Annotated in this window: 28 protein-coding genes; 23 read left to right on the forward strand and 5 right to left on the reverse strand. The window is 67.2% G+C overall.

Annotated elements, in window-relative coordinates; translation table 11 throughout:
• Positions 1–19 precede the first annotated feature (19 nt).
• From sufB to MFF07_RS11225, 7 genes are all read left to right on the forward strand, one after another.
• A complete protein-coding gene (gene sufB / locus MFF07_RS11195; RefSeq protein WP_147820411.1) occupies positions 20–1,489 on the forward strand; it encodes a Fe-S cluster assembly protein SufB in 1,470 nt (489 codons plus the stop codon).
• Between the two features lie 92 nt (positions 1,490–1,581).
• Positions 1,582–2,331: a Fe-S cluster assembly ATPase SufC gene (sufC, locus tag MFF07_RS11200; protein ID WP_147820413.1), complete on the forward strand. Its 750-nt coding sequence runs from the start codon at positions 1,582–1,584 to the stop codon at positions 2,329–2,331.
• Positions 2,331–3,653, forward strand: a complete 1,323-nt coding sequence (gene sufD / locus MFF07_RS11205; protein ID WP_147820415.1) for a Fe-S cluster assembly protein SufD — start codon at positions 2,331–2,333, stop codon at positions 3,651–3,653. Before sufC ends, sufD begins: the two co-directional genes overlap by 1 nt.
• Positions 3,654–3,880: 227 nt before the next feature.
• Positions 3,881–4,258: an endonuclease domain-containing protein gene (locus tag MFF07_RS11210; RefSeq protein ID WP_238231914.1), complete on the forward strand. Its 378-nt coding sequence runs from the start codon at positions 3,881–3,883 to the stop codon at positions 4,256–4,258.
• Complete coding sequence (locus MFF07_RS11215) at positions 4,258–5,502, forward strand: cysteine desulfurase (RefSeq protein WP_147820417.1); 1,245 nt, start codon at positions 4,258–4,260, stop codon at positions 5,500–5,502. Before MFF07_RS11210 ends, MFF07_RS11215 begins: the two co-directional genes overlap by 1 nt.
• 49 nt (positions 5,503–5,551) lie before the next feature.
• Positions 5,552–5,935 carry an SUF system Fe-S cluster assembly protein gene (locus MFF07_RS11220; protein ID WP_147820419.1) on the forward strand — a complete coding sequence of 128 codons (384 nt, stop codon included), beginning with the start codon at positions 5,552–5,554 and terminating at the stop codon, positions 5,933–5,935.
• A 119-nt stretch (positions 5,936–6,054) separates the two neighbouring features.
• Positions 6,055–6,438, forward strand: a complete 384-nt coding sequence (locus tag MFF07_RS11225; protein ID WP_147820421.1) for a HesB/IscA family protein — start codon at positions 6,055–6,057, stop codon at positions 6,436–6,438.
• Positions 6,439–6,550: 112 nt separating this feature from the next.
• On the opposite strand, the gene MFF07_RS11230 is transcribed toward MFF07_RS11225, so the two are convergent.
• The 3 genes from MFF07_RS11230 to MFF07_RS11240 all read right to left on the reverse strand — a co-directional run bounded on the left by MFF07_RS11230 (position 6,551) and on the right by MFF07_RS11240 (position 9,855).
• Complete coding sequence (locus MFF07_RS11230) at positions 6,551–7,606, reverse strand: GGDEF domain-containing protein (RefSeq protein WP_147820423.1); 1,056 nt, start codon at positions 7,604–7,606, stop codon at positions 6,551–6,553.
• Between the two features lie 124 nt (positions 7,607–7,730).
• On the reverse strand, positions 7,731–9,266 hold the full coding sequence (locus MFF07_RS11235; RefSeq protein WP_238231917.1) for a DEAD/DEAH box helicase: 1,536 nt from the start codon (positions 9,264–9,266) through the stop codon (positions 7,731–7,733).
• A gap of 328 nt (positions 9,267–9,594) precedes the next feature.
• Positions 9,595–9,855 (reverse strand): hypothetical protein, encoded by a 261-nt coding sequence (locus MFF07_RS11240; RefSeq protein WP_147817735.1) that lies wholly within the window; start codon positions 9,853–9,855, stop codon positions 9,595–9,597.
• A gap of 440 nt (positions 9,856–10,295) precedes the next feature.
• On the opposite strand from MFF07_RS11240, the gene MFF07_RS11245 reads away from it, so the two are divergent.
• Positions 10,296–11,183, forward strand: a complete 888-nt coding sequence (locus MFF07_RS11245) for an outer membrane protein (protein ID WP_147817736.1) — start codon at positions 10,296–10,298, stop codon at positions 11,181–11,183.
• 373 nt (positions 11,184–11,556) lie between these two features.
• On the opposite strand, the gene MFF07_RS11250 is transcribed toward MFF07_RS11245, so the two are convergent.
• Positions 11,557–12,369 (reverse strand): ABC transporter permease, encoded by an 813-nt coding sequence (locus MFF07_RS11250; protein WP_147817737.1) that lies wholly within the window; start codon positions 12,367–12,369, stop codon positions 11,557–11,559.
• Between the two features lie 201 nt (positions 12,370–12,570).
• Here MFF07_RS11250 and MFF07_RS11255 point away from each other — a divergent pair, with 201 nt between their 5' ends.
• The 9 genes from MFF07_RS11255 (at position 12,571) to MFF07_RS11295 (ending at position 19,209) form a co-directional block, all read left to right on the forward strand.
• The gene (locus MFF07_RS11255) at positions 12,571–14,109 is read left to right on the forward strand and encodes a Do family serine endopeptidase (protein WP_147817738.1); all 1,539 of its coding nucleotides are present in this window, start codon (positions 12,571–12,573) and stop codon (positions 14,107–14,109) included.
• Between the two features lie 183 nt (positions 14,110–14,292).
• Positions 14,293–14,556 carry a DUF4926 domain-containing protein gene (locus MFF07_RS11260; protein WP_238231919.1) on the forward strand — a complete coding sequence of 88 codons (264 nt, stop codon included), beginning with the start codon at positions 14,293–14,295 and terminating at the stop codon, positions 14,554–14,556.
• Complete coding sequence (locus tag MFF07_RS11265) at positions 14,553–14,915, forward strand: DUF6883 domain-containing protein (protein WP_147817739.1); 363 nt, start codon at positions 14,553–14,555, stop codon at positions 14,913–14,915. Before MFF07_RS11260 ends, MFF07_RS11265 begins: the two co-directional genes overlap by 4 nt.
• A gap of 114 nt (positions 14,916–15,029) precedes the next feature.
• Positions 15,030–15,905 (forward strand): aldo/keto reductase, encoded by an 876-nt coding sequence (locus MFF07_RS11270; protein ID WP_238231921.1) that lies wholly within the window; start codon positions 15,030–15,032, stop codon positions 15,903–15,905.
• Positions 15,906–16,066: 161 nt separating this feature from the next.
• Positions 16,067–16,522, forward strand: a complete 456-nt coding sequence (locus MFF07_RS11275) for a hypothetical protein (protein WP_147817741.1) — start codon at positions 16,067–16,069, stop codon at positions 16,520–16,522.
• Positions 16,523–16,652: 130 nt separating this feature from the next.
• Positions 16,653–17,141 carry a hypothetical protein gene (locus tag MFF07_RS11280; RefSeq protein ID WP_238231923.1) on the forward strand — a complete coding sequence of 163 codons (489 nt, stop codon included), beginning with the start codon at positions 16,653–16,655 and terminating at the stop codon, positions 17,139–17,141.
• 19 nt (positions 17,142–17,160) lie between these two features.
• Positions 17,161–18,018, forward strand: coding sequence for a 3-deoxy-8-phosphooctulonate synthase (gene kdsA / locus MFF07_RS11285; RefSeq protein ID WP_147817743.1), 858 nt, complete (start codon positions 17,161–17,163; stop codon positions 18,016–18,018).
• Between the two features lie 188 nt (positions 18,019–18,206).
• Positions 18,207–18,527, forward strand: a complete 321-nt coding sequence (locus MFF07_RS11290) for a hypothetical protein (RefSeq protein WP_238231925.1) — start codon at positions 18,207–18,209, stop codon at positions 18,525–18,527.
• 163 nt (positions 18,528–18,690) lie between these two features.
• On the forward strand, positions 18,691–19,209 hold the full coding sequence (locus tag MFF07_RS11295; RefSeq protein WP_238231927.1) for a hypothetical protein: 519 nt from the start codon (positions 18,691–18,693) through the stop codon (positions 19,207–19,209).
• Positions 19,210–19,291: 82 nt separating this feature from the next.
• On the opposite strand, the gene queF is transcribed toward MFF07_RS11295, so the two are convergent.
• Positions 19,292–19,756, reverse strand: coding sequence for a preQ(1) synthase (gene queF, locus MFF07_RS11300; RefSeq protein WP_147817746.1), 465 nt, complete (start codon positions 19,754–19,756; stop codon positions 19,292–19,294).
• Positions 19,757–19,983: 227 nt separating this feature from the next.
• Here queF and eno point away from each other — a divergent pair, with 227 nt between their 5' ends.
• From eno to MFF07_RS11330, 6 genes are all read left to right on the forward strand, one after another.
• Positions 19,984–21,273, forward strand: coding sequence for a phosphopyruvate hydratase (gene eno / locus MFF07_RS11305; protein ID WP_147817747.1), 1,290 nt, complete (start codon positions 19,984–19,986; stop codon positions 21,271–21,273).
• Positions 21,274–21,326: 53 nt separating this feature from the next.
• Positions 21,327–21,638: an FtsB family cell division protein gene (locus MFF07_RS11310; protein WP_147817748.1), complete on the forward strand. Its 312-nt coding sequence runs from the start codon at positions 21,327–21,329 to the stop codon at positions 21,636–21,638.
• Between the two features lie 200 nt (positions 21,639–21,838).
• Positions 21,839–22,888, forward strand: a complete 1,050-nt coding sequence (pdhA, locus tag MFF07_RS11315; RefSeq protein ID WP_147817749.1) for a pyruvate dehydrogenase (acetyl-transferring) E1 component subunit alpha — start codon at positions 21,839–21,841, stop codon at positions 22,886–22,888.
• A gap of 54 nt (positions 22,889–22,942) precedes the next feature.
• Complete coding sequence (locus tag MFF07_RS11320; protein ID WP_147817750.1) at positions 22,943–24,394, forward strand: pyruvate dehydrogenase complex E1 component subunit beta; 1,452 nt, start codon at positions 22,943–22,945, stop codon at positions 24,392–24,394.
• A gap of 474 nt (positions 24,395–24,868) precedes the next feature.
• Positions 24,869–25,144 carry a DUF5076 domain-containing protein gene (locus tag MFF07_RS11325; protein ID WP_147817751.1) on the forward strand — a complete coding sequence of 92 codons (276 nt, stop codon included), beginning with the start codon at positions 24,869–24,871 and terminating at the stop codon, positions 25,142–25,144.
• 98 nt (positions 25,145–25,242) lie between these two features.
• Positions 25,243–25,836, forward strand: coding sequence for a Uma2 family endonuclease (locus MFF07_RS11330; protein WP_147817752.1), 594 nt, complete (start codon positions 25,243–25,245; stop codon positions 25,834–25,836).
• Position 25,837: the final 1 nt, after the last annotated feature.

Below are 25,837 nucleotides of genomic sequence, written 5' to 3' on the forward strand. Positions count from 1 at the left end.
CGCCGTCAGGAGACGTTGAATGCCTGCAGTGCAGGAGACCATCGACCGGGTTCGTTCGATCGACCTCGACCAGTACAAGTACGGCTTCGAGACCGTCATCGAGATGGAGAAGTCCGTTCGCGGCCTGTCCGAGGACGTGGTGCGCTTCATCTCGGCCAAGAAGAACGAGCCGGAATGGATGCTGGAATGGCGCCTCGACGCCTATCGCCGCTGGCTGACCATGAAGGAGCCGGATTGGGCTCGGGTCTCCTACGACAAGATCGACTACAACAACCTCTATTATTACGCGGCGCCCAAGCGCCCGGCGGCCCTGTCGCTCGACGAGATCGACCCCGAGATCCTCAGGACCTACGAGAAGCTCGGCATCCCCCTGCGTGAGGTCGAGGTGCTGGAGGGCATCGCCCCCGAGCGCCGCGTCGCCGTCGACGCCGTGTTCGATTCGGTCTCGGTCGCGACCACGTTCAAGAAGGAACTCGCGAAGGCCGGCGTGATCTTCATGCCGATCTCCGAGGCCCTTCGCGAGTACCCGGACCTCGTCCGGAAGTACCTCGGCACCGTCGTGCCGGTGACGGACAACTTCTTCGCGACGCTGAACGCGGCGGTCTTCTCCGACGGCTCGTTCGTCTACATTCCGCCGGGCGTGCGCTGCCCGATGGAACTGTCGACCTACTTCCGCATCAACGAGCGCGATACGGGGCAGTTCGAGCGGACGCTCATCATCGCCGACAAGGGCAGCTACGTCTCGTATCTCGAGGGCTGCACTGCCCCGAAGCGCGACGACAACCAGCTCCATGCGGCGGTGGTCGAACTCATCGCTTTGGACGATGCCGAGATCAAGTACTCGACCGTCCAGAACTGGTACCCCGGCGACAACGAGGGCAAGGGCGGCATCTACAACTTCGTGACGAAGCGCGGCGATTGCCGCGGCACCCGCTCCAAGATCTCGTGGACGCAGGTCGAGACCGGCTCGGCGATCACCTGGAAGTACCCGTCCTGCATCCTGCGCGGCGACGATTCCCGCGGCGAGTTCTACTCGATCGCGGTGTCGAACGGCATGCAGCAGGTCGATTCCGGCACCAAGATGATCCATCTCGGCAAGAACACGTCGAGCCGCATCATCTCGAAGGGCATCTCGGCCGGGCGCTCGCAGAACACCTATCGGGGTCTCGTCTCGGCGCACAAGAAGGCCAAGAACGCCCGCAACTTCACCAACTGCGACTCGCTGCTGATCGGCGATCAGTGCGGCGCGCACACGGTACCCTACATCGAGTCGAAGAACGCATCCGCGGTGTTCGAGCACGAGGCCACCACCTCGAAGATCTCCGAGGACCAGATGTTCTACTGCCAGCAGCGCGGCCTCTCGAACGAGGAGGCCACCGCGCTGATCGTCAACGGCTTCGTCCGCGACGTGCTGCAGCAGCTGCCGATGGAGTTCGCCGTTGAGGCGCAGAAGCTGATCTCGATCAGCCTCGAGGGCTCGGTGGGCTGAGGCCTGCAGCCGGCCTGCCGATCAGATCCGGTGCCGTCCCCGCTGCCTTGCAGTGGGGGCTGGCTGCCATTCCAAGCTAGGACGACCCGAACATGCTCGAAATCAAGAACCTCGTCGTACAGATCGAGGACAACCGCATCCTCAACGGCCTGAACCTCACCGTGAACGACGGCGAGGTCGCAGCGATCATGGGGCCGAACGGCTCCGGCAAGTCGACGCTCTCCTACGTCATCGCCGGCAAGGCGGACTACGAAGTGCTCGACGGCGAGATCCTGCTCGACGGCAACAACGTGCTGGACATGTCGCCGGACGAGCGCGCCGCCGCCGGCCTGTTCCTGGCCTTCCAGTATCCGCTGGAAATCCCCGGCGTCGGCACGATGACCTTCCTCAAGGCCTGCATCAACGCGCAGCGCCGCACCCGCGGCGAGGGCGAGATCTCGACGCCGGACTTCATCCGCAAGGTGAACGCCGCCGCCGACAAGCTCGAGATCGAGAAGGACATGCTCAAGCGCGCCCTCAATGTCGGGTTCTCCGGCGGCGAGAAGAAGCGCATGGAGATCCTGCAGATGGCGCTCCTCGAGCCGAAGTTCTGCGTGCTCGACGAGACCGATTCCGGCCTCGACATCGATGCTCTGCGCATCGTCTCCGAGGGTGTCAACGCTCTGCGCGCTCAGGGGCGCTCGTTCCTCGTCATCACCCACTACCAGCGCCTGCTCGACCATATCGTGCCGGACACCGTGCACGTCATGTCGAAGGGCCTGATCGTGAAGACGGGCGGCAAGGAGCTGGCGCTGGAACTCGAGAAGTCCGGCTACGCCGATTACCGCAGCGAGGCCGCGTGATGGCCGACATCCAGAACCTGCGCAGCGCTGCCGAGACCGGGCTTTCGAGCCTGTTCGAGTCGGCTCGCCAGAGCTTCGCCAGCGAAGAGAAGATCTCGCGGGAAGAAGCGTTCAAGTTCTTCGAGGCGACCGGTCTGCCGAGCCGTCGCGTCGAGGCCTTCAAGTACACGGACCTGCGCGCCGCGATCGAGGATGCCGCGCATCCGGCCGAGAAGCCCTCGCTCGAGGTCGCGAAGGCGGCGGCGAATGCCGCGACGGCCTTCGTCGGCATTGAGGCCGTGCGCCTGACCTTCGTCAACGGCCACCTGATCGGCGAGTTGTCCGACCTCGACCGCGTTCCGGCCGGCGTCACCGTCACGCCGCTGAACGAGGCGATGAGCCAGGGCGATCCGCTGCTCAAGCAGCTCGCGCCGGTGGCGCAGACCCGCGAAAATCCGATCTATCAGCTCAACACCGCCTTCCTGGCGGACGGCGCGCTGATCTCGGTCGAGGCCGGAGCCAAGGTCGAGATGCCGATCCACCTGCGCTTCGTCGGCACTGGCGAGACCGCGTTCTCGACGGCGACCCGCGTGCTGGTCACCCTGGGGGAGGGCGCCGAGTTCTCGTTCCTGGAAAGCCACGAAGGGCCGGACGGGATCGCCTACCAGCCGAACGACGTGGTCGACACCGTCATCGCCGACGGGGCCAACCTGCATCACACCCGGCTCAACCGCGAGGGCGACAAGGCCATTGCGCTCTCGACGATTACCGCGCGGCTCGGCGCTGGCTCCAACATCGAATCCGTCAACCTCGTCTTCGGCGGCGTACTCTCGCGCCACCAGATCTACCTGCACTTCGCCGGCGAGAACGCCACCGCCACCGTCAACGGCGCGGCCATGCTCGGTGACGGGCGGCTTGCCGACTCGACGCTGCTGGCCGACCACGCCGCGGTCGGCGGGGTCAGCCGCGAGATGTTCAAGACGGTGATCGACGGCGATTCCACCGGCGTGTTCCAGGGCAAGATCATCGTCCGCCAGGCGGCGCAGAAGACCGACGGCAAGATGAAGTCGGACTGCCTGCTGCTGACCGACGACGGCCAGATGATGAACAAGCCGGAGCTCGAAATCTTCGCCGACGACGTCGCCTGCGGCCACGGCGCCACCTGCGGCGCGCCGGACGAGGACCTGCTGTTCTACCTCATGGCCCGCGGCCTGCCGAAGCCGGTGGCCGAGAGCCTGCTGGTCCAGGCCTTCGTCGGCGAGGCGATCGAGTCTGTCACGCACGAAGGCGCTCGCGAGGCGCTGATCGGCGAGGTCGAGGGCTGGCTGAGGGCGCGGGGGTAGGAAACCCTCCCCCCTCTGCGGGGGAGGGTGGTCGCGGAGCGACCGGGAGAGGGAAGCAACGCTTCAGGATACGGCGCTGCCCTCTCCCGACCCGCTTACGCGGGCCACCCTCTCCCGCAACGGGGAGAGAGGACGCGCATAACGGGGATTTGGACATGAACGATCGTCCAAAGCTGAACGAAGTGACGCCCCGTCTGCGTGACTTCGCCCGCGGTCAGAGGCGGGACATGCCGCGCGCCGAGGCCCTTTTCTGGGAACAGGTTCGCGGTGGCCGGTTCCGCAGCGTCAAGTTCAAGCGTCAGGTTCCCATAGCGCCCTACATCGCCGACTTCTTCTGCGCGTCGGCGCGCCTGATCGTGGAACTCGATGGCGAGCTTCATGAGACGGAAGAGCGAAAGAATCACGATGCAGCCCGGGACGCTTGGTTGACCAGCCAAGGCTTCCTGATCCTGCGATTTCCGAACGATCTCGTCCTCGGCAACCTCGATGCAGTGATGACTGCCATCGGCACGGCCATCGAGGACCGGGGTTTCCCCTCTCCCGCCTCGCTCCGCGAGGCACCCTCCCCCGCAGAGGGGGGAGGGTTTCGCGCGAGCGCAACCTGATGAACGCACCCATCCGCCAGCCGGGCTACGACGTCGAGGCGATCCGCAAGGAATTCCCGATCCTGGCGAAGCAGGTCTATGGCAAGCCCCTGGTCTATCTCGACAACGCCGCCTCCGCGCAAAAACCGCGGGCGGTGATCGACGCCATGGTCGGCTGCATGGAGGGCGCCTATGCCAACGTGCATCGCGGCCTGCACTACATGGCGAACGCGGCAACCGAAGGCTTCGAGGGCGCGCGCGAGACCACGCGCCAGTTCCTCAACGCCAGCTCCACCGACGAGATCGTCTTCACCCGCAACGCCACCGAGGCCTACAACCTCGTCGCGTCGTCGATGCATCGCGGCGGCCTGATCGGGGAGGGCGACGAGATCATCCTCTCGATCATGGAGCACCACTCCAACATCGTGCCCTGGCACTTTTTGCGCGAGCGCTACGGGGCCGTCATCAAGTGGGCTCCCGTGGACGACGCGGGCAACTTCCTCGTCGAGGAATACGAAAAGCTCTTCAGCCCACGTACGAAAATGGTCGCAATCACGCACATGTCGAACGTGCTCGGCACGGTGACGCCGGCCGAGGAGATCATCCGCATCGCCCATGGCCATGGCGTACCCGTGCTGCTCGACGGGGCGCAGAGTGCGGTGCATCGCGCGATCGACGTGCAGGCGCTCGACTGCGACTTCTTCGTCTTCACAGGCCACAAGGTCTACGGCCCGACCGGTATCGGCGTGCTCTACGGCAAGAAGGAATGGCTGGACCGGCTGCCCCCCTATCAGGGCGGCGGCGAGATGATCCGGACCGTCTCCGAGGACACCATCACCTACAACGACCCGCCGCACCGGTTCGAGGCCGGCACGCCGGCGATCATCGAGGCGGTGGGCTTGGGCGCCGCCCTGGAATTCATGATGGGCGTCGGCCGCGAGGCGATCAGTGCGCACGAGGACGCGCTGACCGCCTATGCGCAGGAGCGCCTCGGGGCGATGAACGCGATCCGGCTGATCGGCACGGCCCGAGACAAGGGCGGCGTCGTCGCCTTCGAGATGAAGGGCACGCACGCCCACGACATCGCCACCGTGATCGACCGCCAGGGCATCGCGATCCGGGCCGGCACGCATTGCGCGATGCCGCTTCTCAACCGCTTCGGCGCGACCTCGACCTGCCGCGCTTCGTTCGGATTGTATAATACCAAGGCCGAGATCGACGCGCTTGCGGACGCGCTCGCCAAGGCCGAGATGCTGTTCGCCTGAGTTTTCGGATTGTCCGTCGCGGCGCGGGCCGCACCGGAGGAGAGTCATCATGAGCACCGACGCAGCCATCACCGGCGGCAACAACACGCCGGCCGTCGCGGCGACCTCCGCGATCCCGCCGGAGGAGCTCGACCGGCTGACCGACGACATCGTCGCGGCGCTGAAGTCCGTCTACGATCCCGAGATCCCGGCCGACATCTACGAGCTCGGCCTGATCTACAAGGTCGACATCGCCGACGACCGCAAAGTCGCCATCGACATGACCCTGACCGCTCCGGGCTGTCCCGTGGCCGGCGAGATGCCCGGATGGGTCGAGGACGCGGTCTCGAAGGTGCCGGGCGTCCAGTCCTGCGACGTGACGATGGTGTTCGACCCGCCGTGGGACCAGAGCCGGATGTCGGACGAGGCGCGCGTGGCGCTGGATATGTGGTAGCTGCTGGCTTCGCGCGTGGCAGCGCTGCGCTGGACCAGCAATCGGCGAATGCTTATCTTGGCCTAGCGCACAATTCCCCTCACCCGCCCGGGCCTTAAACCCTGCCGCAGGAGAGAACGATGTCAGGTTTCAAGGTGATCTCGCTGACCGACCGCGCCGCGGACCGGCTCAAGGCGATCATGGCCGACGCGGACAGGCCGATCGCGGGGTTGCGCGTCGGCGTGCGCAACGGCGGCTGCGCCGGCATGGCCTACACGATGGAATATGCCGAAGGCCGCAATGCCGGCGAGGACATGGTCGAGGTGAACGGCGTGACCGTTTTCATCGATCCCAAGGCGGTGCTGTTCCTGCTCGGCACCGAGATGGATTTCAAGACCGACAAGCTGTCGTCGCAGTTCGTGTTCAACAACCCGAACCAGACCTCGGCCTGCGGCTGCGGCGAGTCGATCGCCATCACACCCGCGACGCCGGACAGGCTCGCCGCCGCCGGAATGTCAGCCTGAACCGATAGGTCGAGTCCCGTCGGGCGACCTGCTTTCGACGATCGCAGGTCGCGACGGTAGGAGCTGGCGTTCCTCGTGGCGTCAGCCTCGAAGACCTCAGTTCGGATCCGCGTCAGGCGACCTCGGGCAATGCCGACATCTCGGCGTCGTCGACCGTACGGTTCCGGCCCATACGCTTTCCGGCATAGAGGCAGGAATCGGCCCGCTCGATGAACGACACGATGGTGTCGTCGGAGCACCTCTGTGCGACGCCGAGCGAGATCGTGACCTTTCCGAGCGACTCGCCGGTCGCGCGCTTCACGAGTTCGCGGCCCATGATGGTGGTCCGCACCGTTTCTGCGATGACGCGGGCGGCCTCGCGGCCGATACCGGGCAGCAGGATGCCGAATTCCTCGCCGCCGAAGCGCGAAAGGGTCCCCCCCGACGCGACGGTCTCCCGCATCACGATCGCCACGAGCCGCAGGACCTGATCGCCGGTCAGGTGGCCGAACTGGTCGTTGAAGCGCTTGAAGAAGTCGATATCGATCAGGATCAGGCTGGACGGGCGCGGCGACCTGGCGCCCTCGTCGATCTCGTTGCGCAACATCTCCTCGAAATGCTTGCGGTTCGACAGGCCGGTCAGCGGGTCGGTCAGGCTCTCGAGCCGGGCGGCGGCAAGCGTCTCGCGCAGCGCTTCGATCTCGCGACGGCTCTCGCGCATATGCGCTTCGAGGGTCCGGTTGCTGGCCGACACGTCGCGCGTGTTGACGATCAACGTGGCGACGATGTCCTTGAGCCGGTTCGGCGTCGTGTCGTGGAGATCCCGGGAGATGGCCTGGAGCGACGCCCCGTACTCGGCGGTCGAGCCGAGGGACAGGTCGATCATCTCCATGATGCTCTGCACCTCGGAGATCAGACCGGCATTGTGGCGGTCGAGTTCACCCTCGATCTGGCGACGATCGATATGGGCCTCGTAGAGCTCGGCGATGTCGTCGTCGGAGAGCGTGCCGCTCTTCGTCGTCAGGCGCTTGATGGCCTCGTTCATCTGGGGCTGCCGGCCGGACACGTACGTGTACCAGACTGCATAGGCCTGCGGGCTCGCCGACGAGCCGTAGTCGCGCATCAGCTCGTTCGCGCGTTGCGCGATGACGAAGCTCCGCTCGCGATCCTCATGACCCGCGCCGCTCATTCGACCTATCCGATCCACCGTGCGACGATCATGCCCGATGGATCGTAGCCGCCAGGTTAAGGTAGCGGCAGAAAGACGCCGATCGCCTCTCGACGATGTCCGAACGGGGCGTCGAGGGACCGGATCAGTCCTTCTTGGGCGGCACGGGCCGCATCAGGAAGGCCGGCACATGCGAGCCCAGGCCTACCGGCGTGTCGCCGTCCTCGTCGCGCCGAGGCGTAGGACGCCGGCTCTCGCGCTCCCGCGGGCGCTCGGCCGGCGGTCGCTCCGTACGTTCGACGGCCCGGCGAGGCGGCGGCGCAGCACGCTCGGCGGCCGGCTCCTCCGCCGGTGCGGCCTCCACGGACCGGGGACGGCGGCCGCGGACGCGGGTTTCGGAGCGGGTCTCGTCACTCCTGGGGCGGCGTGAGCCCTCGGCGCGGGGCTCGTTGCGGGCCTCGGCGGCCGGTTCGCTGCGCGACGGGCTGCCGCTCCGGCTGCCGCGGCGGCGCGGGCGGCCCTCTTCGGACTCCCCCTCGCCCCCGGTGACCGAGGCGAGGTCGCCGTCGAGCCAGGGAATCGGCTGGCCGATCAGGCTCTCGATCGCGGCGAGCGAGCGCTCGTCGCCGCGTCCGATCAGGGTGAAGGCATGGCCCGAGCGGCCGGCGCGGCCGGTGCGGCCGATGCGGTGGACGTAGTCCTCGGCGTGGTGCGGCACGTCGAAGTTGAAGACGTGGCTCACGGCCGGAATGTCGAGGCCGCGCGCGGCGACGTCGGAGGCGACGAGCAGCGGCACCTCGCCGGAGCGGAAGCCTTCGAGGGCGAGGGTGCGGGCGCGCTGATCCATGTCGCCGTGCAAAGCCGCGACGTTGAAGCCGTGGCTCGCCAGCGACTTCTGCAGCAGCGCCACGTCGCGCTTGCGATTGCAGAAGACGAGGCCGTTCTGGAGTTCCTTGGCGTCGCGCATCAGGCGGCGCAGGGTCTCGCGCTTGGCGGCTGCCTCCGAGCCCGTGGCCACGAGGCGCTGCTCGATCGTCGTCGCGGCGGAGGCCGGCCGGCTGACCTCGACCCGCTGCGGGTTCGACAGGAACATGTCGGCGAGGCGCTCGATCTCCGGCGGCATGGTCGCCGAGAAGAACAGCGTCTGGCGCGTGAACGGCACCATCTTCACGATGCGCTCGATGTCGGGGATGAAGCCCATGTCGAGCATGCGGTCGGCCTCGTCGATGACGAGGAGCTCGACGCCGGTGAGCAGGAGCTTGCCGCGCTCGAAATGGTCGAGCAGGCGGCCGGGCGTGGCGATCAGCACGTCGGTGCCGCGCATCAGCTTGGCGTCCTGGTCGCCGAAGGAGACGCCGCCGATGATCAGGGCCACGTTGAGCTTGTGGTTGGTGCCGTAGCGCTCGAAGTTCTCCACGACCTGCGCCGCGAGTTCACGAGTCGGTTCGAGGATCAGCGTACGCGGCATCCGGGCGCGGGCGCGGCCGTTCTCCAGCATGGTGAGCATCGGCAGCGTGAAGGCCGCCGTCTTGCCGGTGCCGGTCTGGGCGATGCCGAGCACGTCGCGGCGCGCGAGCACATGGGGGATCGCGTTCGCCTGGATCGGCGTCGGCTCGGTGTATCCGGCGGCGGCGACGGCCGCGAGGACCTTGTCGCTCAGTCCGAGATCGGCAAATGACATGATCGTTGGGAGACCGTCCGCGCGAGGTCTTCGGCATCATCGGCGCGACGCGGCGTCGGCTCACCGGGACGAATCTCGCCAAGGCGAATGATGCGAAATCAAGAGACCCGAACAGGGATCCGCGGGAATCGTCCCGCGGATCCCTGTTCGGGCCGATCGGGCTCGCGTCGCGGCGGAAACATCCGGTCGTGCACCGCAGCCATGGTCCGGCCGCGCACCATCCTCGCTCCGCCGAGGGTGCGAGCGTGCGCGACGTTTAGAGGCTTGCAGTGGCTTGTCAATCTGCGCGCGACGGCCGTACCCGTTCGGGATGCCCTTCCCGCTGCTTTCAGGGGCCGCGGACGACCAGCCGCTCACGGCCGTTGCAGGGGTCGAGCATGATGCTGCGGGCCGTCGTGCCGATCGCGCCGGTAACCTCCGGATCGACGATGCCGGGCGGCAGCGCCGCATACCGGGCTCCCGGCGCCGCCACGGTCCGGGCGAGGTGATGGACCAGCCCGAACGCACCGACGCCGGCCACGAGGGCGACAACGGCCGTCGAGACGAGAAAGCCGCGCAGCGGGTGCGAACCGGAAAGATCCAAGGACATCGAGGGGCACCGTTCGCGAGCGCCCGACATGGGGAGCACGCCGGCATCTTCGGCGAACGCGGTTAACGCAGCCTGACGCAAGGAAGCCGAAAGCTGTCCTTTTTGGGACGGATGATCATGATCATCTCACCGCCCACTACGCGAGGGGCAGTATAAATCCACAAAAACGGCAGAGCGGAACGATCGAGCCGCATCCTTTCGACGCAGCAGCAGACGGTACTCAACATGTCGCCGATGAAACGGCGGCGATGATCTTCCAGATCGGGCCATGTGCGAAAAATCACCTGCGACGAATCCTCTCGGCGGGGAGGGGCTAACCTTTACCTTTCCTTGACGAGACCGGGTGCATCTGAGCGGCTTGTTGCAGGAAAGCGACAGACCTTCCGACGGGACCGGGGCTAGAAGCTCGCCGGCTATCGCCAATCAGGACCTTGCACCGAATGAAAAAACTGCTCCTCGCCTCGACCGTCCTCGCCGGCATGACGGCCGTCGCATCGGCCGCCGACCTTCCCCGCCGCGTCGCCGCACCGCCGATCTTCACGCCGGTTCCGGTCTTCACCTGGACGGGCTTCTATGCCGGTTTCAATGCCGGCTACGGGTTCGGCACGAAGGACAACCAGCAGGCGACCGTGATCGGCGTCCCCGCCAACGGCGTGCTCGTGAACGCTGCCGGCGCCCCCGCCACCGGCGCGATCGCCTTCGGCAACAGCAACCGCACCGACGGCTTCGTCGGCGGTGGCCAGATCGGCTACAACTATCAGTTCACGCCGGGCTCGGGCTTCGTGATCGGTGTCGAGGCCGACGCCCAGTACGCCGATTTCGGCCGTGACCGGAACCGCTTCGCCACCAGCATCGGCACCGCACCGGGCGCCGGCGTGACCGTGTTCAACCCGAACGGCCTGTCGGGCCTCGACTACTTCGGCACCGTCCGCGGTCGACTCGGCTACGCCTTCGACCGCACCCTCGTGTACGGCACCGGCGGCTTCGCCTACGGCGCCGGCGGCGGCCGCGAGTTCGGCCTGCCGGATTCGTCCACCAGCGACTTCCAGACCGGCTACGCCGTCGGCGGCGGCATCGAGTACGCGCTGCCCACCGACTCGTTCGTTAACTTCTTCAAGTCCTCGGCCGTGACGCTGAAGGTCGAAGGCCTCTACGTGAATCTCGATCGCGGCGGCAACCGCAACACCGGCGCCTTCGCGGTCGGCCCGGGCGGCGTCGCCAGCCTCGCCGCCGGCAACGGCGTCCTGCTCTCCGGCGCCGTCCGCCGCCAGGACACCGAGTTCGCCGTCGTCCGCGCCGGCATCAACTACAAGTTCGGCTCGTACTAGGACCTATCGCCACCGACCTCCCGGCGGTCCCGCAAGGGGCCGTCCGGGCGACATCGACACCCTCGGACCGGAAACCGGTCCGAGGGTGTTTTCGATTGTGCCGGCGGTTTGCCGGTGAAGGCGAGGGAGAGGGCGGCCGCAGGGAGCCGAGGGCGGTATCCCGGAGCATTCTTAACTCCCATGACGACCGGCCTCGGCCATCCGGAAGAAGCGCGTCCGGCGAAGCGGATCTCGGCCCGTCATCCGGAGGCGGGGCCGCCCGAGCTGACGCGACATCGCCCGTCTATCGCGCCATCCGGGCATGCCGGTCCACGAAGCGGCGGCCGTCACAGGAGACCGGGAACTCCCGACGACCGGGCCGGGAGAAGCCGGCTCAGGCGCCGCCGCGGCGTCCGATCGTGCGCTCGAGGGTCAGGCCGAGCGTGAGCGTGCAGAACACCCACAGGAACAGGTACACGTAGTCGATCGTGATCGGCAGGCTCGGATCGTAGCCCAGCCGGACCCATTCGACGAGTTGGAGCACCGGGTTCCATTTCATGTAGTCATAGATCTGCTCCGGCAATTCGCTAGGCATGAACAAGACGCCGCTCGCCATGTAGAGCAGGATGCCGATCCCGATATAGCCCAGCATCCAGCCCGGAAACACCTGAACGATCGCGACGTTGATCGTTCCGGCTCCAATGCCGAGAGCGATGGCGCACAGATAACCGCAGATTGCCGTGACCGGATCGATCGGGATCGGATTGAGCCCGAACGCCATCAACACGGAGAAAATCAGCATGACGCCCAGGAAGCTGCTGACGATCTCGACCAGCACGCGGGAAAACATGACGTCGAGCGTCCTGACCTGAGGATAGTAGGTCAGCGGCTTGTTCGTCAGAATGCCCTTCATGATTTCACGGGAGATGTACTGAAAAGCGAGCGCGGGAATGGCGCCCGTTGCCGCGAAGACCATCGTACTGTCACCGAAGGGCGGCGGCACATGGCGAAATGTCATGGCACAGGCGATGATGAACATGTGCGCCACCGGCCAGAGCACCTGGACCAGATAGCCCCAGTAGGAGCCGGCGAAGCGGGTGCGCATGTCGCGCAGCATCAATGCGTTGAGCACGCGCAGATACGAGTCGATCCGCTCGGCCTTCGAGAAGATGGACCGCGACCCGAGCGAAGGGACTTCGATTTGCATGGCAGGCCGTCGACCGCTCCGTTGCGGCCTTCGCTATCGGGTCCGATCGCGACCAAATTGAGCCCGCCCGCTCACGGCTCCATCCGCGTCGCATGACGAAACCGTAATGCCGGCGCCACGACCGGGTCAGGCTGCGGCCCCTATCACCGGAAACACGCTCCGCCCCTCGCGGCGACAGCACGACCGTTTCCGGAGAGTTCCATGACATCGACCTTCCGTCGCCGCGCCCTCGCGTCCGTCGCAGCCGCCGCCCTCGTCGCAGGCGGCGCGGCCGGCATCGGCTCCATCGCCCCCACGACGCAGGCCCTGGCCCAGGCCCTGCCGAAGACCCCGATCGAGGCGCCGGAGCATCCGCCGGGCTCGTTCGCCGGCATCGTCAACAAGGTGAAGCCCGCGGTCGTCGCCGTGAAGGTGAAGCTCAACGACGACGCCACGGACGACGACGACGACGGCCCGGGCCGCCCGAACATGCAGCAGGTGCCCCCGCAGCTGCGCGAGTTCTTCAAGCGCTTCGGGCAGGGCGGCCCGAATGGTGGCCAGCAAGGTCAGCAGGGCCAGAACGGGTCGCCGCAGCGTCAGGGCCAGCGCGGCGCCGTCGGCTCAGGCTTCATCATTTCGGCCGACGGCTACGTCGTCACCAACAACCACGTGGTGAGCAAGGCCAAGAGCGTCCAGGTCACCCTCGACGACAACCGCACCCTCGACGCCAAGGTGATCGGCACCGATCCGAAGACCGACATCGCCCTCCTGAAGATCCAGGATGCCGGCTCCTACCCCTACGTCCAGTTCGGCAAGTCCGCGCCGCAGGTCGGCGACTGGGTCGTGGCGATCGGCAACCCGTTCGGCCTCGGCGGCACCGTCACCGCCGGCATCGTCTCGGCCCGCGGCCGCGACATCGGCGCCGGCCCCTACGACGACTTCCTGCAGATCGACGCGCCGATCAACAAGGGCAATTCGGGCGGCCCGGACTTCAACGTCAACGGCGAGGTCGTCGGCGTGAACACGGCGATCGCCTCGCCGTCGGGCGGCAGCGTCGGCCTCGCCTTCGCGATCCCCGCCGAGACCGTGCAGGCGGTGGTCGACCAGCTTCGCACCGACGGCAAGGTGGTGCGCGGCTATCTCGGCGTGCAGATCCAGCCGGTGACGCAGGACATCGCCGACAGCCTCGGGCTCCAGAAGGCCAGGGGCGCATTGGTGAATTCCACCGAGAGCGGCACCCCGGCCTCCAAGGCCGGGCTCAAGACCGGCGACGTCATCGAAAAGGTCGACGGCAAGCCGATCGACGACGCCAAGGAGCTGTCGCGCAAGATCGCCGGCCTCAAGCCCGGAACGAAGGTCGAGCTCGCCTATCTCCGCAACGGCAAGAGCGACGTCGCCACGGTCGAACTCGGCACCCTGCCGACCGACATCAAGGCTGCCCGCAACGACGATGACGGCGGCCTCTCGAACAGCGGCCAGCCGCGCCTCGGCCTCGGCCTCGCACCGGCGGACGAGGTCGGCCTCGGCACCAGCGGCGTCGCCGTGGTGCGGGTCGATCCCGAAGGTCCGGCTGCGGCCAAGGGCATCGAGCAGGGCGACGTGATCCTGGATGTTGCCGGCACCAACGTCTCGAGCCCTGCCGACGTCGCCGCGCAGATCCGCACGGCCGAGTCCAACGGACGCAAGGCGGTGCTGATGCGCGTCAAGAATTCGAAGGGCGTGACCCGCTTCGTCGCGGTCTCGCTGTCGAAAAGCGGCTGAGTTCGGCCGTACTCCCGAGCGCGGGTTCGCCCGCGCCGTCATCTCGTCGATTCCCTCCGACTCGGCGCCGGCTTCACAGAGAAGCCGGCGTCATTTTGTTGCGCGCGTGGGAGAGCGGCCATCGCGCCGATCCATGCGAGAAAGCCGGTTGCCACACGGTCGAGCGAAAACGATGATACGAAAATGTCCGATCGCATCATGACATACGTGGTGTCAGGCCGCCCTGCCGAAGTTCGCCGGGAGCCTGCTTTCGACGAGCTGGACCGCGTCCAGCTGCTGGCGGACGCGCTCGGTGAAGACGCCGTGGTTCCGAAGGGCTCGACCGGCACGGTGGTCGCGGTCTGGGGCAGGGGGCTCGCCTTCGAAGTCGAGTTCACCGAGCCTTTGGAGACCCTGGCGACGATCGAACCGGATCTGCTGCGGCTCGTCCGCCGCGCTGGATCTTGACCGGCGATCTGGCCAATCCGCGACTCTTCGCAACCGAGCTCGGCAAGGTCACCGAGTTTCTGTTGAACCCCAGCCACGAAGACAACAAGGGCCGGGCCAAGTTCCTGATGGCCTTCGGCTTCACCGTCGGCGATCCGCTGAAGCTCCTGCAGGCGATCAACCTGCATCCGGCCGGGGCCACACTCATTAAGGCCTATGCCGCCCCGCATGGCCGCAAGTTCCATTACGAAGGTCGCATCGCGTCGCCGGACGGCACCAATCCGAACGTGCGAACCGTCTGGCAAATCGACTTCGACGGCCCGAGCGATATCGGAAGGTTCATCACCTTGAAGCCGCTGGATCGCCTTCCCGATCGATGAAGAGATCGGTTCGGAGTGAGGGCGGCATGCGACCTGAAAACCGTTGGGGGTACGGCCAGCCGAACCGGATGCCCCGAACTTTGTTGTGCCTGTGACACGACGAACGGAACGGGCATGAGCAGCGCACACCTATCGGGCACCTTCGCCATCGGCGGCGATCTCACCGTTCACCGCCTCGGCTTCGGCGCCATGCGCGTCACCGGCCCCGGCATCTGGGGAGAGCCGGCCGATCGGGACAAGGCGAAAGCCACGCTGAGGCGGGTGCCCGAACTCGGCATCGACCTGATCGACAGCGCAGACAGCTACGGCCCCTTCGTCAGCGAAGACCTGATCCGCGAGGTGCTTCACCCCTATGACGGTCTCGTCGTCGCCACCAAGGGCGGCCTGACCCGGCATGGGCCGGACATCTGGCGGCCGGTGGGCCACCCCGATTACCTTCGCCAATGCGTGCTGATGAGCCTGCGCCGGCTTGGGGTCGACCGCATCGACCTCTGGCAGCTGCACCGCATCGGCCCGGACGTCCCGCGCGAGCGCCAGTTCGAGGTGATCGCGGCGATGCGCGAGGAGGGCCTGATCCGCCATGTCGGCCTCTCCGAGGTGTCGGTCGCGGAGATCGAAGCGGCCCGGACGTATTTTCCGGTCGCGACGGTCCAGAACCGCTTCAACCTCGTCGACCGCACCAGTGAAGCGGTTCTGGATCATTGCGAAAGGCATGGCATCGGCTTCATCCCCTGGGCACCCCTCGACAAGGGCACGCTGGCGAAGACCGGTTCGGCACTCGCCGACATTGCGGGCCAGCGCGGCACCAGCGCGGGGGCGGTCGCGTTGGCGTGGTTGCTGAAGCGCTCGCCGGTAATGCTGCCGATCCCCGGCACCGGCGATCCCGGGCATCTTGCCGAGAACGTGAAGGGTGCCGGCCTCGTCCTCACCGACGACGAATTCCAGGCGCTGGACGCGCAGGGCCGGGCGGCCTGGACGTCGGCTTCGTGAGCGGTTTCATGCGGCGCGCCCGGCGACGCGACATCAACCAGCAAAGGATCGATGCGACATCGGCGGGGTCCCAGGCGGGGTTCGGCAGTCGGCCGCCACAAAGTTGCCCGAATCCTGCATGGCGCACCGCAACGCCGTCTGCCGACCGGAAAGGCCTCCATATGCGCGCTGCGACCCTGATCCTGACCGGACTGCTCGTGGTGCCGGCGACTCTCCAAGCTGCGGCGCGGCCGGTCTGGACCACCGGCACCTTCGTCTACGCCGACCTCTGCACGGATCCGAGCGCGCACCGATTGGAAGGCCGGCGCGTGACGGTGCGGCGCTCGCCCAACGGCAACGGCGTGCTGTACGAGGCAGCGGCAGGCACAGCCGTCACCCCGGTCCCAGCCGAAGTCCTGTCCATCGACGACGGGACCCGCGAGATCGCCTTCACCGTCGAGAGCGAGGCCGGCCCGGTGCGTTTCCAGGGCATTGCGGCGGCCGACGTGCTCGCCGGCACGCTCAGCGACGGATCCGGCGACCGGCCCCTGCGCCTGCGCCGGGTGCTGCGCTCGCACGAGCGCGAAGCCTGCCAGGCCATGCCGCAGGACCCCGACACCACCGCCTCCACGAACTGATTTCTTTGTCCGTTCGACGACAGGAACGACCCCGTCATCGCGAGCGCAGCGAAGCGACCCGGGGCCGTAGGCTGGTGCTCGGAGGATCTCCGTCTCGCCATTCCGCCATGTGCGGGATAGACCGTCGGCCATGATCCTCCGTGCCGCCGCAGCCGGCCTCATTTTCTGTCTCGCCGCCGGCGCTCCGGCCCGCGCCGACGGCTGCGACGCACTGACCGCGCGGCTGATCCGCGGCACCGGCGCTTCGCTCGCCGGCCGCACCGGCTCTCTGGTCGTGTTTCGCGCAGCCGATGCCGAGCGCATGAGCCTCGATTGCGGCACGCCCCGCCGGATGGTGTTTCGCTCACTCTATCGCCAGCCGAACCGCTCTTACTTCGTGCTGATCGGTCTCGCGGCGAAGACGCTTGCGAAGGCCGATGCCGAGGGCGTCGAGACCCTGGCGCTGAACCTGCACCAGCAGACGCTGCTCACCGGCGAACCGCAGCAGGGCAGGGCGGGCAGCGCAGTGCTGCGCTGCGAGCCGACGGACCGGCTCGACGGATTTTCGGAAGGGGCGCTGTGCCGGCTCGCAGCGGATCGGGGGCCGAGGCGCAGGGGCGGACTTTCCGCCCGCTCGTGAGCGGAGTAGAGCGAGAGCCATGTCGCAGACCTCCGCCGCCACCGGCCCCGTCGTCCATGCCGGCGCCGTCGCCTTCGCCAACCATCTGCCCTTCGCGCTCATCGCCGGCCCGTGCCAGCTCGAGAGCCGGGAGCACGCCCTCACCATCGCTGCCGCGCTGAAGGACATGACCGACAGGCTCGGCATCGGCCTCGTCTTCAAGTCCTCCTTCGACAAGGCCAACCGTACCTCCGGCGGCACCGCCCGGGGCATCGGACTGGAGGGCGCGCTGCCGATTTTTTCCGAGATCAAGGAGCGGCTGGGCCTGCCGGTGCTGACCGACGTGCACGAGGCCTCGCACTGTGCCGCGGCAGCGCACGTCGTCGACGTGCTGCAGATCCCGGCCTTCCTCTGCCGTCAGACCGACCTGCTGCTCGCCGCCGCCGCAACCGGCCGGGTGGTCAACGTCAAGAAGGGCCAGTTCCTGGCGCCCTGGGACATGGCCCACGTCGCCGCCAAGGTGACCGGGGCCGGCAACCCCAACGTCATGGTCACGGAGCGCGGCGCCTCGTTCGGCTACAACACGCTGGTCTCGGATATGCGGTCGCTGCCGATCATGGCCCGGGTCACCCATGGCGCACCCGTGGTGTTCGACGCGACGCATTCCGTGCAGCAGCCGGGCGGGCAGGGTGCGACATCCGGCGGCCAGCGCGAGTTCGTGCCGGTGCTGGCCCGCGCCGCCGTGGCCGTCGGCGTCGCTGGGCTGTTCATCGAGACGCATCAGGATCCCGACAACGCCCCTTCGGACGGACCGAACATGGTGCCGCTTGACGCGATGCCGGGGCTACTCGCCACGTTGCAGGCCTTTGACCGGCTGGCCAAGAATTCGGCATCGTAGTTAACGCGACGATTCCCGTCCGTCCGTCACTCCGCTTTCAGCACAGGTTCATTTCGCGGATGCGATCCTGAGGCCATCGAAAATCTTCGGGCCGGCGGAAGCGGTTTCGGATTTCCCCGAATTCTTCGGAACTCGGTGCGAAGCTCGGCGTTATCCGCCCTAACAAAGCTCGAAGTGGGAAGGACGCTATGCGCAAACTTGCAATCATCACGACCATCGTGGCTTCGACCATCCCGATGCTCGCAGCGACCGCCGAAGCGCGCCCCTACGGCCGCGGCTACTACGGCGGTCACTACGGCGGCGGCTACGGCCGTGGTTACTATGGCGGCCGTCGCGGCATCGGCACGGGCGCTGCCGTGGGCCTCGGCATCGCGGGCCTCGCGGCCGGAGCCATCGCCGCCGGCGCGGCCAGCAACTACTACGGCCGCCCGGCCTACGGCTATTATGAGCGTCCGGCCTACGGCTACGCTCCGGCCTATGGGTATGGCGGCGGTTACTACGGCTACTGAGCCGTATCACGCGTCACGATGAAGGGCGGCCGGTGCAAACCGGCCGCCTTTTCGTTTGCCGGCTTCACGCGGCAGGTGCGAGGCTTAGCCGGCTCAACCCGATTGCGTCCCTGCGACATTCTGGACATCTTGCGTGTGTCTGAGGACACATTGGGGGTGTCGAATGCCAGTGATCGCAGCCGTCGTCGGGGCGGTGATGACGGGGCTCATCTACTGGTTCATGTACGGAAACGGCATGGAGCAGATCGACCGCTATCTCGGAGACCGCCGCAACGCGAAGCTGAGACTGAAGAGTGAGGCCGCCTTCAAGGCGGCGCCGCTGCGCGCGATCAGGAACCCGGCCGACGCCGCCGGGGTGCTCATGCAGCTCGTCGCGCTGGTCCGCGGCACGCCGACGCCCGAGCAGGAAACGGCGATCGAGGAGCAGATGCGCACGATCGTTCCCGCCGGCGACGATCTCGCGGCCCGCATGGCTTATATCCGCCATGCCGCGGCGCAGGCCGCCGACGCCGACACGGCGATCGACCACATCGCCCCTCTGCTCCGCGAAAAGCTCGACGCCTCCGAGCGCGACGACCTGGAGCGTATGCTGGAGGCCGTTGCCGTCATCCACCACGGACCGACGGACCGGCAGGAGCGCTTGATCGCCCGCGCCGTCCGCGTGCTGGCCGAGCAGCACTGAGGCGAGACCCTCCCCGATCGAACGGCAAGTCCGTGGCGAGCGGTGTCCTTTCCCCTTGCGGGAAGGCGAAACGGTCGAAGGCTCAGCCCCGCCCGCGATAATTTGCGACACCCTGCTCGGGGAGCCAGACGCCCTTCAACGGCTCCCCGGTCTGCCAGAACACGTCGATCGGAATGCCGCCGCGCGGGTACCAGTAGCCGCCGATGCGCAGCCAGCGCGGTTCGAGAAGCGCCGTCAGCCGCCGGCCGATGCCCACCGTACAATCCTCGTGGAAGGCGCCGTGGTTGCGGAAGGCACCGAGATAGAGCTTGAGCGACTTCGATTCGACGAGCCAGTCGCCCGGCACGTAGTCGATCACCAGTGTCGCGAAATCCGGCTGGCCGGTCACCGGGCAGAGCGAGGTGAACTCGGGCGCGGTGAAGCGCGCGAGATAGTCGGTGTCGGCGTGCGGGTTCGGCACCCGATCGAGTTGCGCCGTCTCGGGAGAGGCGGGCAGAGGGGTGGACTGGCCGAGTTGCAGGCCGGCGGGCTGGAGATCGTCGCTCATGCCGCCGCTATAGCGGGAAGCCGCGCGAGGCGCATCCGGCTCGGACGGGGCGGGGACCGTCGTCCGCGCCCGCACGGGCGAAAAATACTTCGAAGTCTCAAAAAATTCTTGAACTGCGGCGGCGCTTGCCCGGCGCTGCCGCTTGGCGGATAAGCCGCGCGGATGATGTCGCACCCTGCCGCCGCCTGCCGGCCCGGCGCCGCGCGACGCCTGACGAAGGACCTTCGATGACCGCGATCACCAACATCGCCGCCCGCGAGATTCTCGATAGCCGGGGCAACCCCACGGTCGAGGTGGACGTATTGCTGGAAGACGGCTCCTTCGGCCGCGCTGCGGTCCCCTCCGGCGCCTCCACCGGTGCCCACGAGGCGGTGGAGCTCCGCGACGGCGACAAGGCGCGCTTCGGCGGCAAGGGCGTGCTCAAGGCGGTGGAGGCGGTGCAGACCGAGATCCTCGACGCCATCGGCGGCATGGAGGCCGAGGATCAGGTCGCCATCGACGAGGCGATGATCGACCTCGACGGCACCCCGAACAAGGCGCGCCTCGGCGCCAACGCCATCCTCGGCGTCTCGCTCGCCGTCGCCAAGGCCGCGGCCGAGACCGCCGGCCTGCCGCTCTACCGCTATGTCGGCGGCGTCCAGGGCCGCGTGCTGCCCGTGCCGATGATGAACATCGTCAACGGCGGCGCCCATGCCGACAACCCGATCGACTTCCAGGAATTCATGGTGATGCCGATCGGCGCGCCCTCGTTCAGCGAAGCCGTCCGGATGGGCGCCGAGATCTTCCACACGCTCAAGGGCGCGCTGAAGAAGGCCGGCCACAACACCAATGTCGGCGACGAGGGCGGCTTCGCCCCGAACCTGCCCTCGGCCGAGGCCGCCCTCGATTTCGTGATGGAGTCGATCCAGGCCGCCGGCTTCAAGCCGGGCCAGGACGTGGTGCTGGCGCTCGATTGCGCGGCCACCGAGTTCTTCAAGAACGGCGCCTACCATTACGAGGGCGAGGGCCAGACCCGCTCCATCGAGCAGCAGGTGGATTACCTCGCCAAGTTGGCGAGTGCCTACCCGATCCTCTCGATCGAGGACGGCATGTCCGAGGACGACTGGGAGGGCTGGAACCTGCTCACCCGGAAGATCGGCGACCGGGTCCAGCTCGTCGGCGACGACCTGTTCGTGACCAATGTCGAGCGCCTGTCGCGGGGCATCAAGGAGCGCACGGCCAACTCGATCCTGGTGAAGGTCAACCAGATCGGCTCGCTCACCGAGACGCTCGCCGCCGTCGATATGGCCCAGCGCGCCGGCTACACCGCGGTGATGTCGCACCGCTCCGGCGAGACCGAGGACTCGACCATCGCGGATCTGGCCGTCGCGACGAATTGCGGACAGATCAAGACCGGCTCGCTCGCGCGTTCCGACCGGTTGGCCAAGTACAACCAGCTGATCCGCATCGAAGAGGGCCTGGGTGCGCAGGGCCGCTACGCCGGCCGCGAGGCGCTGAAGCAGCTCGCTTCGGCCTGACCGGCGCGAAAAACTTCGCGAAACGTTAACCCTGGCGCTGCATCGTAGGCGCCATGGTCATCCGTCGCCGCGTCCGAGCCGTCGTCGTGCCCGCCGTCCTTTGGACGGTGTCGGCGCTGGTGGGCGGCTATTTCCTGCTCCAGGCCGAGACGGGCAACCGCGGCATGGAGGCCAAGCGCGCCCTCAAGGTCGAGGCCTACGGCCTCAACAAGGAGCTCGCGGCGGTCAAAGCTGAGCGCGCCACCTGGGAGCACCGGGTCTCGCTGCTGCGCTCCGAGCAGATCGACCGCGACCTGTTGGAGGAGCGCGCCCGTGTCGTCCTCGGCCGGGTCCACGCCAACGACGTCGTGATCATCGACCCCTGACCTGCGCGCGCCCAGCGCCCGCACGATTATGCATTCTGAATAATCCGGCGAAATCGGCCTGTGCTCCGCACGGATCGCACTGCGAGCCCGACGGCTGTCGAAACCGGGCAGAACGCCACCCCGGCCGCGCTCCGACCCTCGCTTTCCCGCGCGCCGCGCCCTAGAACCCTTCCACGACAGACAAGTCCGGGAGGTCGCCGATGGCAGCAGGCAGCGATGTGGGCACGGCCGCGCCAGGCGTGGATGCGCCCCAGCACCAGCCCGCTCCCAACATCCCGCAATTCACCAAGGACGAGGATCTGCACGCCTATCGGGAGATGCTCCTGATCCGCCGCTTCGAGGAGAAGGCGGGCCAGCTCTACGGCATGGGTCTCATCGGCGGCTTCTGCCACCTCTATATCGGCCAAGAGGCCGTGGTGGTCGGCCTGCAGATGGCCTCGACCGACGGCGACCAGGTCATCACCGGATACCGCGACCACGGCCACATGCTCGCCACCGGCATGGAAGCCAGAGGCGTCATGGCCGAGCTGACCGGCCGCCGCGGCGGCTACAGCCGCGGCAAGGGCGGCTCGATGCACATGTTCTCGCGCGAGAAGCAGTTCTTCGGCGGGCACGGCATCGTCGGGGCGCAGGTTTCCCTCGGCACCGGCCTCGCCTTCGCCGACGCCTACACGAAGAACGGCAAGGTCAGCTTCACTTATATGGGCGACGGCGCGGCCAACCAGGGCCAAGTCTACGAGAGCTTCAACATGGCCGCCCTCTGGAAGCTGCCGGTGGTCTACGTGGTCGAGAACAACCGCTACGCCATGGGCACCTCGGTGGCCCGCGCCTCGGCCCAGACCGATTTCTCGAAGCGTGGCCTCTCCTTCGGCATTCCGGGCGAGCAGGTCGACGGCATGGACGTGCGCACCGTGCGCGAGGCCGCCGAGCGCGCCGTGGAGCACGCCCGGTCGGGGCAGGGCCCCTTCATCCTCGAAATGCAGACCTACCGCTATCGCGGCCACTCGATGTCCGACCCGGCCAAGTACCGGACCAAGGACGAGGTCTCGAAGATGCGCGACGAGCACGACCCGATCGAGATGGTGCGCAAGCGCCTGATCGAGGCGCACGGGGTCTCCGAGGCAGACCTCAAGGCCACCGACGCCAAGATCCGCGAGATCGTCAACGACGCGGCCGAGTTCGCCACCCACGATCCCGAGCCCGATCCGAAGGAGCTCTGGACGGACATCCTGCTGGAGGCCAGCGCCTGAGCCCCGCTCGGCCGACCGACCACCCCACGCGACCGGATCGATAGAGCAGCGTTCATGGCGACCGACATCCTGATGCCCGCCCTCTCGCCCACCATGGAGGAGGGGAAGCTCGCCAAGTGGCTCGTGAAGGAGGGCGACGCGGTGAAGTCCGGCGACATCCTCGCCGAGATCGAGACCGACAAGGCCACCATGGAGGTCGAGGCGATCGACGAGGGCGTGCTCGCCAAGATCCTGGTACCGGACGGCACCGAGAACGTCGCGGTGAACACACCGATCGCGATCATCGCCGCCGAGGGCGAGGACGTCGCCGCAGCGGCAGCCGGCGGCGGCAAGCCGAAGGCAAGCGCCAAGGGCGACACCCAGCCCGCGCCGACACCGGACATGGACGCCGAGGGGATGGCGGACGCTCCCTCCGCCACGGCCAAGACCGGCGACGACTCGGCCAAAAAAGCTCCGGCCGCGCCGGCCGTCGTCACCAACAAGGCCGCCGCGCCGGTGATGCAGGAATTCCCGGCCGACACGCCGATGGTCTCGATGACCGTCCGCGAGGCCCTGCGCGACGCCATGGCCGAGGAGATGCGTGCGAACGACAAGGTCTTCGTGATGGGCGAGGAGGTCGCCGAGTACCAGGGCGCCTACAAGGTCACGCAGGGGCTGCTGCAGGAATTCGGTGCACGCCGGGTGGTCGACACCCCGATCACCGAGCACGGCTTCGCCGGCATCGCGGTGGGCGCGGCCTTCACGGGCCTGCGCCCGATCTGCGAGTTCATGACCTTCAACTTCGCCATGCAGGCGATCGATCACATCATCAACTCGGCGGCCAAGACGCTCTACATGTCGGGCGGCCAGCTTGGCTGCCCGATCGTGTTTCGCGGCCCCAACGGCGCGGCCGCCCGCGTCGGCGCCCAGCACAGCCACGACTACTCCGCCTGGTACTCCAACGTGCCCGGCCTGAAGGTGGTCTCGCCCTATACGGCCTCCGACGCCAAAGGCCTGCTCAAGGCCGCGATCCGCGACCCGAACCCGGTGATTTTTTTAGAGAACGAGATCCTCTACGGGCAGAGCTTCCCGGTGCCGAAGCTTGACGACTTCGTGCTGCCGATCGGCAAGGCCAAGGTCCACCGGCCGGGCACGGACGTGACCATCGTCTCGTTCTCCATCGGCATGACCTACGCGCTCAAGGCGGCGCAGGCGCTCGCCGAGGAGGGCATCGAGGCCGAGGTGATCGACCTGCGCACGCTGCGCCCGATGGACACCGACACCGTCGTCGCCTCGGTGAAGAAGACCGGTCGCTGCGTCACCGTCGAGGAGGGCTTTCCCCAGAGCGGCATCGGCGCCGAGATCGTCGCCCGGCTCATGGTCGACGCCTTCGACTACCTCGACGCCCCGGTGCTGCGCGTAACCGGCAAGGACGTGCCGATGCCGTATGCGGCGAACCTCGAGAAACTGGCGCTGCCGAATGTCGGTGAGGTGATCGCGGCGGCGAAGGCGGTTTGTTACAAGTAAATTGGTATAGGGCAACGAATCTATGCGCGTATCACGATACCTAGCAGCATATTTGTTTTGCGCGTTTCTCTCTTTTGACTGTCATGTTGCTTTCAATCGCGCAGCGTCTGCGGCTGAAGAGACAGGGTCCTGCTCACGCGATTCGGGGGACTGCCAACCCAAGCGGGAGCCGCTTGTTGGCTCGGTATCCGAGATACTGAAGATGCCCGCAAGTCTTCAGATCCAGCTATTCGATCGTGCCGTGCACATCGCGGACCCCAGTGCTTGTCGCATTCAGACGATTGTCAATTCAGAAATCGGCACACGGAGCGGCATTTGGAACCTTAGTTGCGGCGAGGCGCGCTTGCCGCACGACTATGCCGTCATGATACTGGGAACATCGCGGCAGAAGTTGCGAGTTCTTCGTTGCAGCACACGCCAGCCTGTCGGCTTCGAATGCGCGACCATTTTGGAGTGAGAGGCGATCTCGGATCTATGACGAAAAATTTCGAAGCCCTCGACATCCCGCCGGACGCCCTCGAACAGGGCGGCATCGAAGTGCTGCGCGCCGCCGTCGTCGACGGGGCCGTGAGCGTGGCGCTGCGCCGCTCCTTCGACGATCCCGCCACCTGGGGGCGCCTGCTGATCGACCTCGCCCGTCAGGCTGCGCGCGCCTACGCGCTGGAGACGGACATGTCGGAGGAGGAGGCGTTCGAGCGCATCCGCGCGGGCATCGAGGCCGAGAGCCTCGACCCCGGCAGCTTCAACTAGACCGCCAAGGCCCATCGCATGACCTGTCGGGACGAACGGGCTACGATCACGCACACGACGCCCCGGCTCGTTCGCCTGGTGCGACGGAAGCCCTGACCATGGCCGAGCCCGCACGCCGCATCGCCACCTATGCCGACCTGGAGGCCGTCCCGGAACATCTCGTCGCCGAGATCATCGACGGGACGCTGGAGACGCATCCGCGGCCGCGCCCCAGGCATGCGACGATGGCCAATGATCTGAGCGGTACTCTCAGCCCGCCCTTTCGTTACGGACGCGGCGGGCCGGGCGGTTGGATCTTCATGGACGAGCCCGAGCTGCATTTTGGGCCGCAGATCGTCGTGCCCGATCTCGCCGGCTGGCGTCGCAGCCGTCTGCCTGTCGAGCCAGAGACAGCCTTCATTGAGACCCCGCCGGACTGGGTCTGCGAAATCCTGTCACCGTCCACGAGGCGGCTCGATCGTGGCTCGAAGCGTCAGATCTACGCGGACGCTGGAGTCGGCCATCTCTGGCTGCTCGATCCGACCGACGGCGAACTCGAAGCCTTCGCCCTTACCGGTGGCCGGTGGCTGTTGCTCGGTACCATCCAGCGGGGCGAAACCGTCTCGCTGCCGCCCTTCGACGCGATCGCGTTTCCCCTCGACGACCTGTTCGCCTTCGACGATCCGGCCCCTTCAGGCCCGCCCGAGAGCTGAA

It is taken from the genome of Methylobacterium thuringiense (genome assembly GCF_022179645.1).
Lineage (GTDB): Bacteria > Pseudomonadota > Alphaproteobacteria > Rhizobiales > Beijerinckiaceae > Methylobacterium > Methylobacterium thuringiense.

Excerpts from the sequence above, each read along its gene's own strand:
- sufB (WP_147820411.1), top strand. The coding sequence starts at position 20 with ATGCCTGCAGTGCAGGAGACCATCGACCGGGTTCGTTCGATCGACCTC.
- sufC (WP_147820413.1), top strand. The coding sequence starts at position 1,582 with ATGCTCGAAATCAAGAACCTCGTCGTACAGATCGAGGACAACCGCATC.
- sufD (WP_147820415.1), top strand. The coding sequence starts at position 2,331 with ATGGCCGACATCCAGAACCTGCGCAGCGCTGCCGAGACCGGGCTTTCG.
- MFF07_RS11210 (WP_238231914.1), top strand. The coding sequence starts at position 3,881 with ATGCCGCGCGCCGAGGCCCTTTTCTGGGAACAGGTTCGCGGTGGCCGG.
- MFF07_RS11215 (WP_147820417.1), top strand. The coding sequence starts at position 4,258 with ATGAACGCACCCATCCGCCAGCCGGGCTACGACGTCGAGGCGATCCGC.
- MFF07_RS11220 (WP_147820419.1), top strand. The coding sequence starts at position 5,552 with ATGAGCACCGACGCAGCCATCACCGGCGGCAACAACACGCCGGCCGTC.
- MFF07_RS11225 (WP_147820421.1), top strand. The coding sequence starts at position 6,055 with ATGTCAGGTTTCAAGGTGATCTCGCTGACCGACCGCGCCGCGGACCGG.
- MFF07_RS11230 (WP_147820423.1), bottom strand. The coding sequence starts at position 7,606 with ATGAGCGGCGCGGGTCATGAGGATCGCGAGCGGAGCTTCGTCATCGCG.
- MFF07_RS11235 (WP_238231917.1), bottom strand. The coding sequence starts at position 9,266 with ATGTCATTTGCCGATCTCGGACTGAGCGACAAGGTCCTCGCGGCCGTC.
- MFF07_RS11240 (WP_147817735.1), bottom strand. The coding sequence starts at position 9,855 with ATGTCCTTGGATCTTTCCGGTTCGCACCCGCTGCGCGGCTTTCTCGTC.
- MFF07_RS11245 (WP_147817736.1), top strand. The coding sequence starts at position 10,296 with ATGAAAAAACTGCTCCTCGCCTCGACCGTCCTCGCCGGCATGACGGCC.
- MFF07_RS11250 (WP_147817737.1), bottom strand. The coding sequence starts at position 12,369 with ATGCAAATCGAAGTCCCTTCGCTCGGGTCGCGGTCCATCTTCTCGAAG.
- MFF07_RS11255 (WP_147817738.1), top strand. The coding sequence starts at position 12,571 with ATGACATCGACCTTCCGTCGCCGCGCCCTCGCGTCCGTCGCAGCCGCC.
- MFF07_RS11260 (WP_238231919.1), top strand. The coding sequence starts at position 14,293 with ATGTCCGATCGCATCATGACATACGTGGTGTCAGGCCGCCCTGCCGAA.
- MFF07_RS11270 (WP_238231921.1), top strand. The coding sequence starts at position 15,030 with ATGAGCAGCGCACACCTATCGGGCACCTTCGCCATCGGCGGCGATCTC.
- MFF07_RS11275 (WP_147817741.1), top strand. The coding sequence starts at position 16,067 with ATGCGCGCTGCGACCCTGATCCTGACCGGACTGCTCGTGGTGCCGGCG.
- MFF07_RS11280 (WP_238231923.1), top strand. The coding sequence starts at position 16,653 with ATGATCCTCCGTGCCGCCGCAGCCGGCCTCATTTTCTGTCTCGCCGCC.
- kdsA (WP_147817743.1), top strand. The coding sequence starts at position 17,161 with ATGTCGCAGACCTCCGCCGCCACCGGCCCCGTCGTCCATGCCGGCGCC.
- MFF07_RS11290 (WP_238231925.1), top strand. The coding sequence starts at position 18,207 with ATGCGCAAACTTGCAATCATCACGACCATCGTGGCTTCGACCATCCCG.
- MFF07_RS11295 (WP_238231927.1), top strand. The coding sequence starts at position 18,691 with ATGCCAGTGATCGCAGCCGTCGTCGGGGCGGTGATGACGGGGCTCATC.
- queF (WP_147817746.1), bottom strand. The coding sequence starts at position 19,756 with ATGAGCGACGATCTCCAGCCCGCCGGCCTGCAACTCGGCCAGTCCACC.
- eno (WP_147817747.1), top strand. The coding sequence starts at position 19,984 with ATGACCGCGATCACCAACATCGCCGCCCGCGAGATTCTCGATAGCCGG.
- MFF07_RS11310 (WP_147817748.1), top strand. The coding sequence starts at position 21,327 with ATGGTCATCCGTCGCCGCGTCCGAGCCGTCGTCGTGCCCGCCGTCCTT.
- pdhA (WP_147817749.1), top strand. The coding sequence starts at position 21,839 with ATGGCAGCAGGCAGCGATGTGGGCACGGCCGCGCCAGGCGTGGATGCG.
- MFF07_RS11320 (WP_147817750.1), top strand. The coding sequence starts at position 22,943 with ATGGCGACCGACATCCTGATGCCCGCCCTCTCGCCCACCATGGAGGAG.
- MFF07_RS11325 (WP_147817751.1), top strand. The coding sequence starts at position 24,869 with ATGACGAAAAATTTCGAAGCCCTCGACATCCCGCCGGACGCCCTCGAA.
- MFF07_RS11330 (WP_147817752.1), top strand. The coding sequence starts at position 25,243 with ATGGCCGAGCCCGCACGCCGCATCGCCACCTATGCCGACCTGGAGGCC.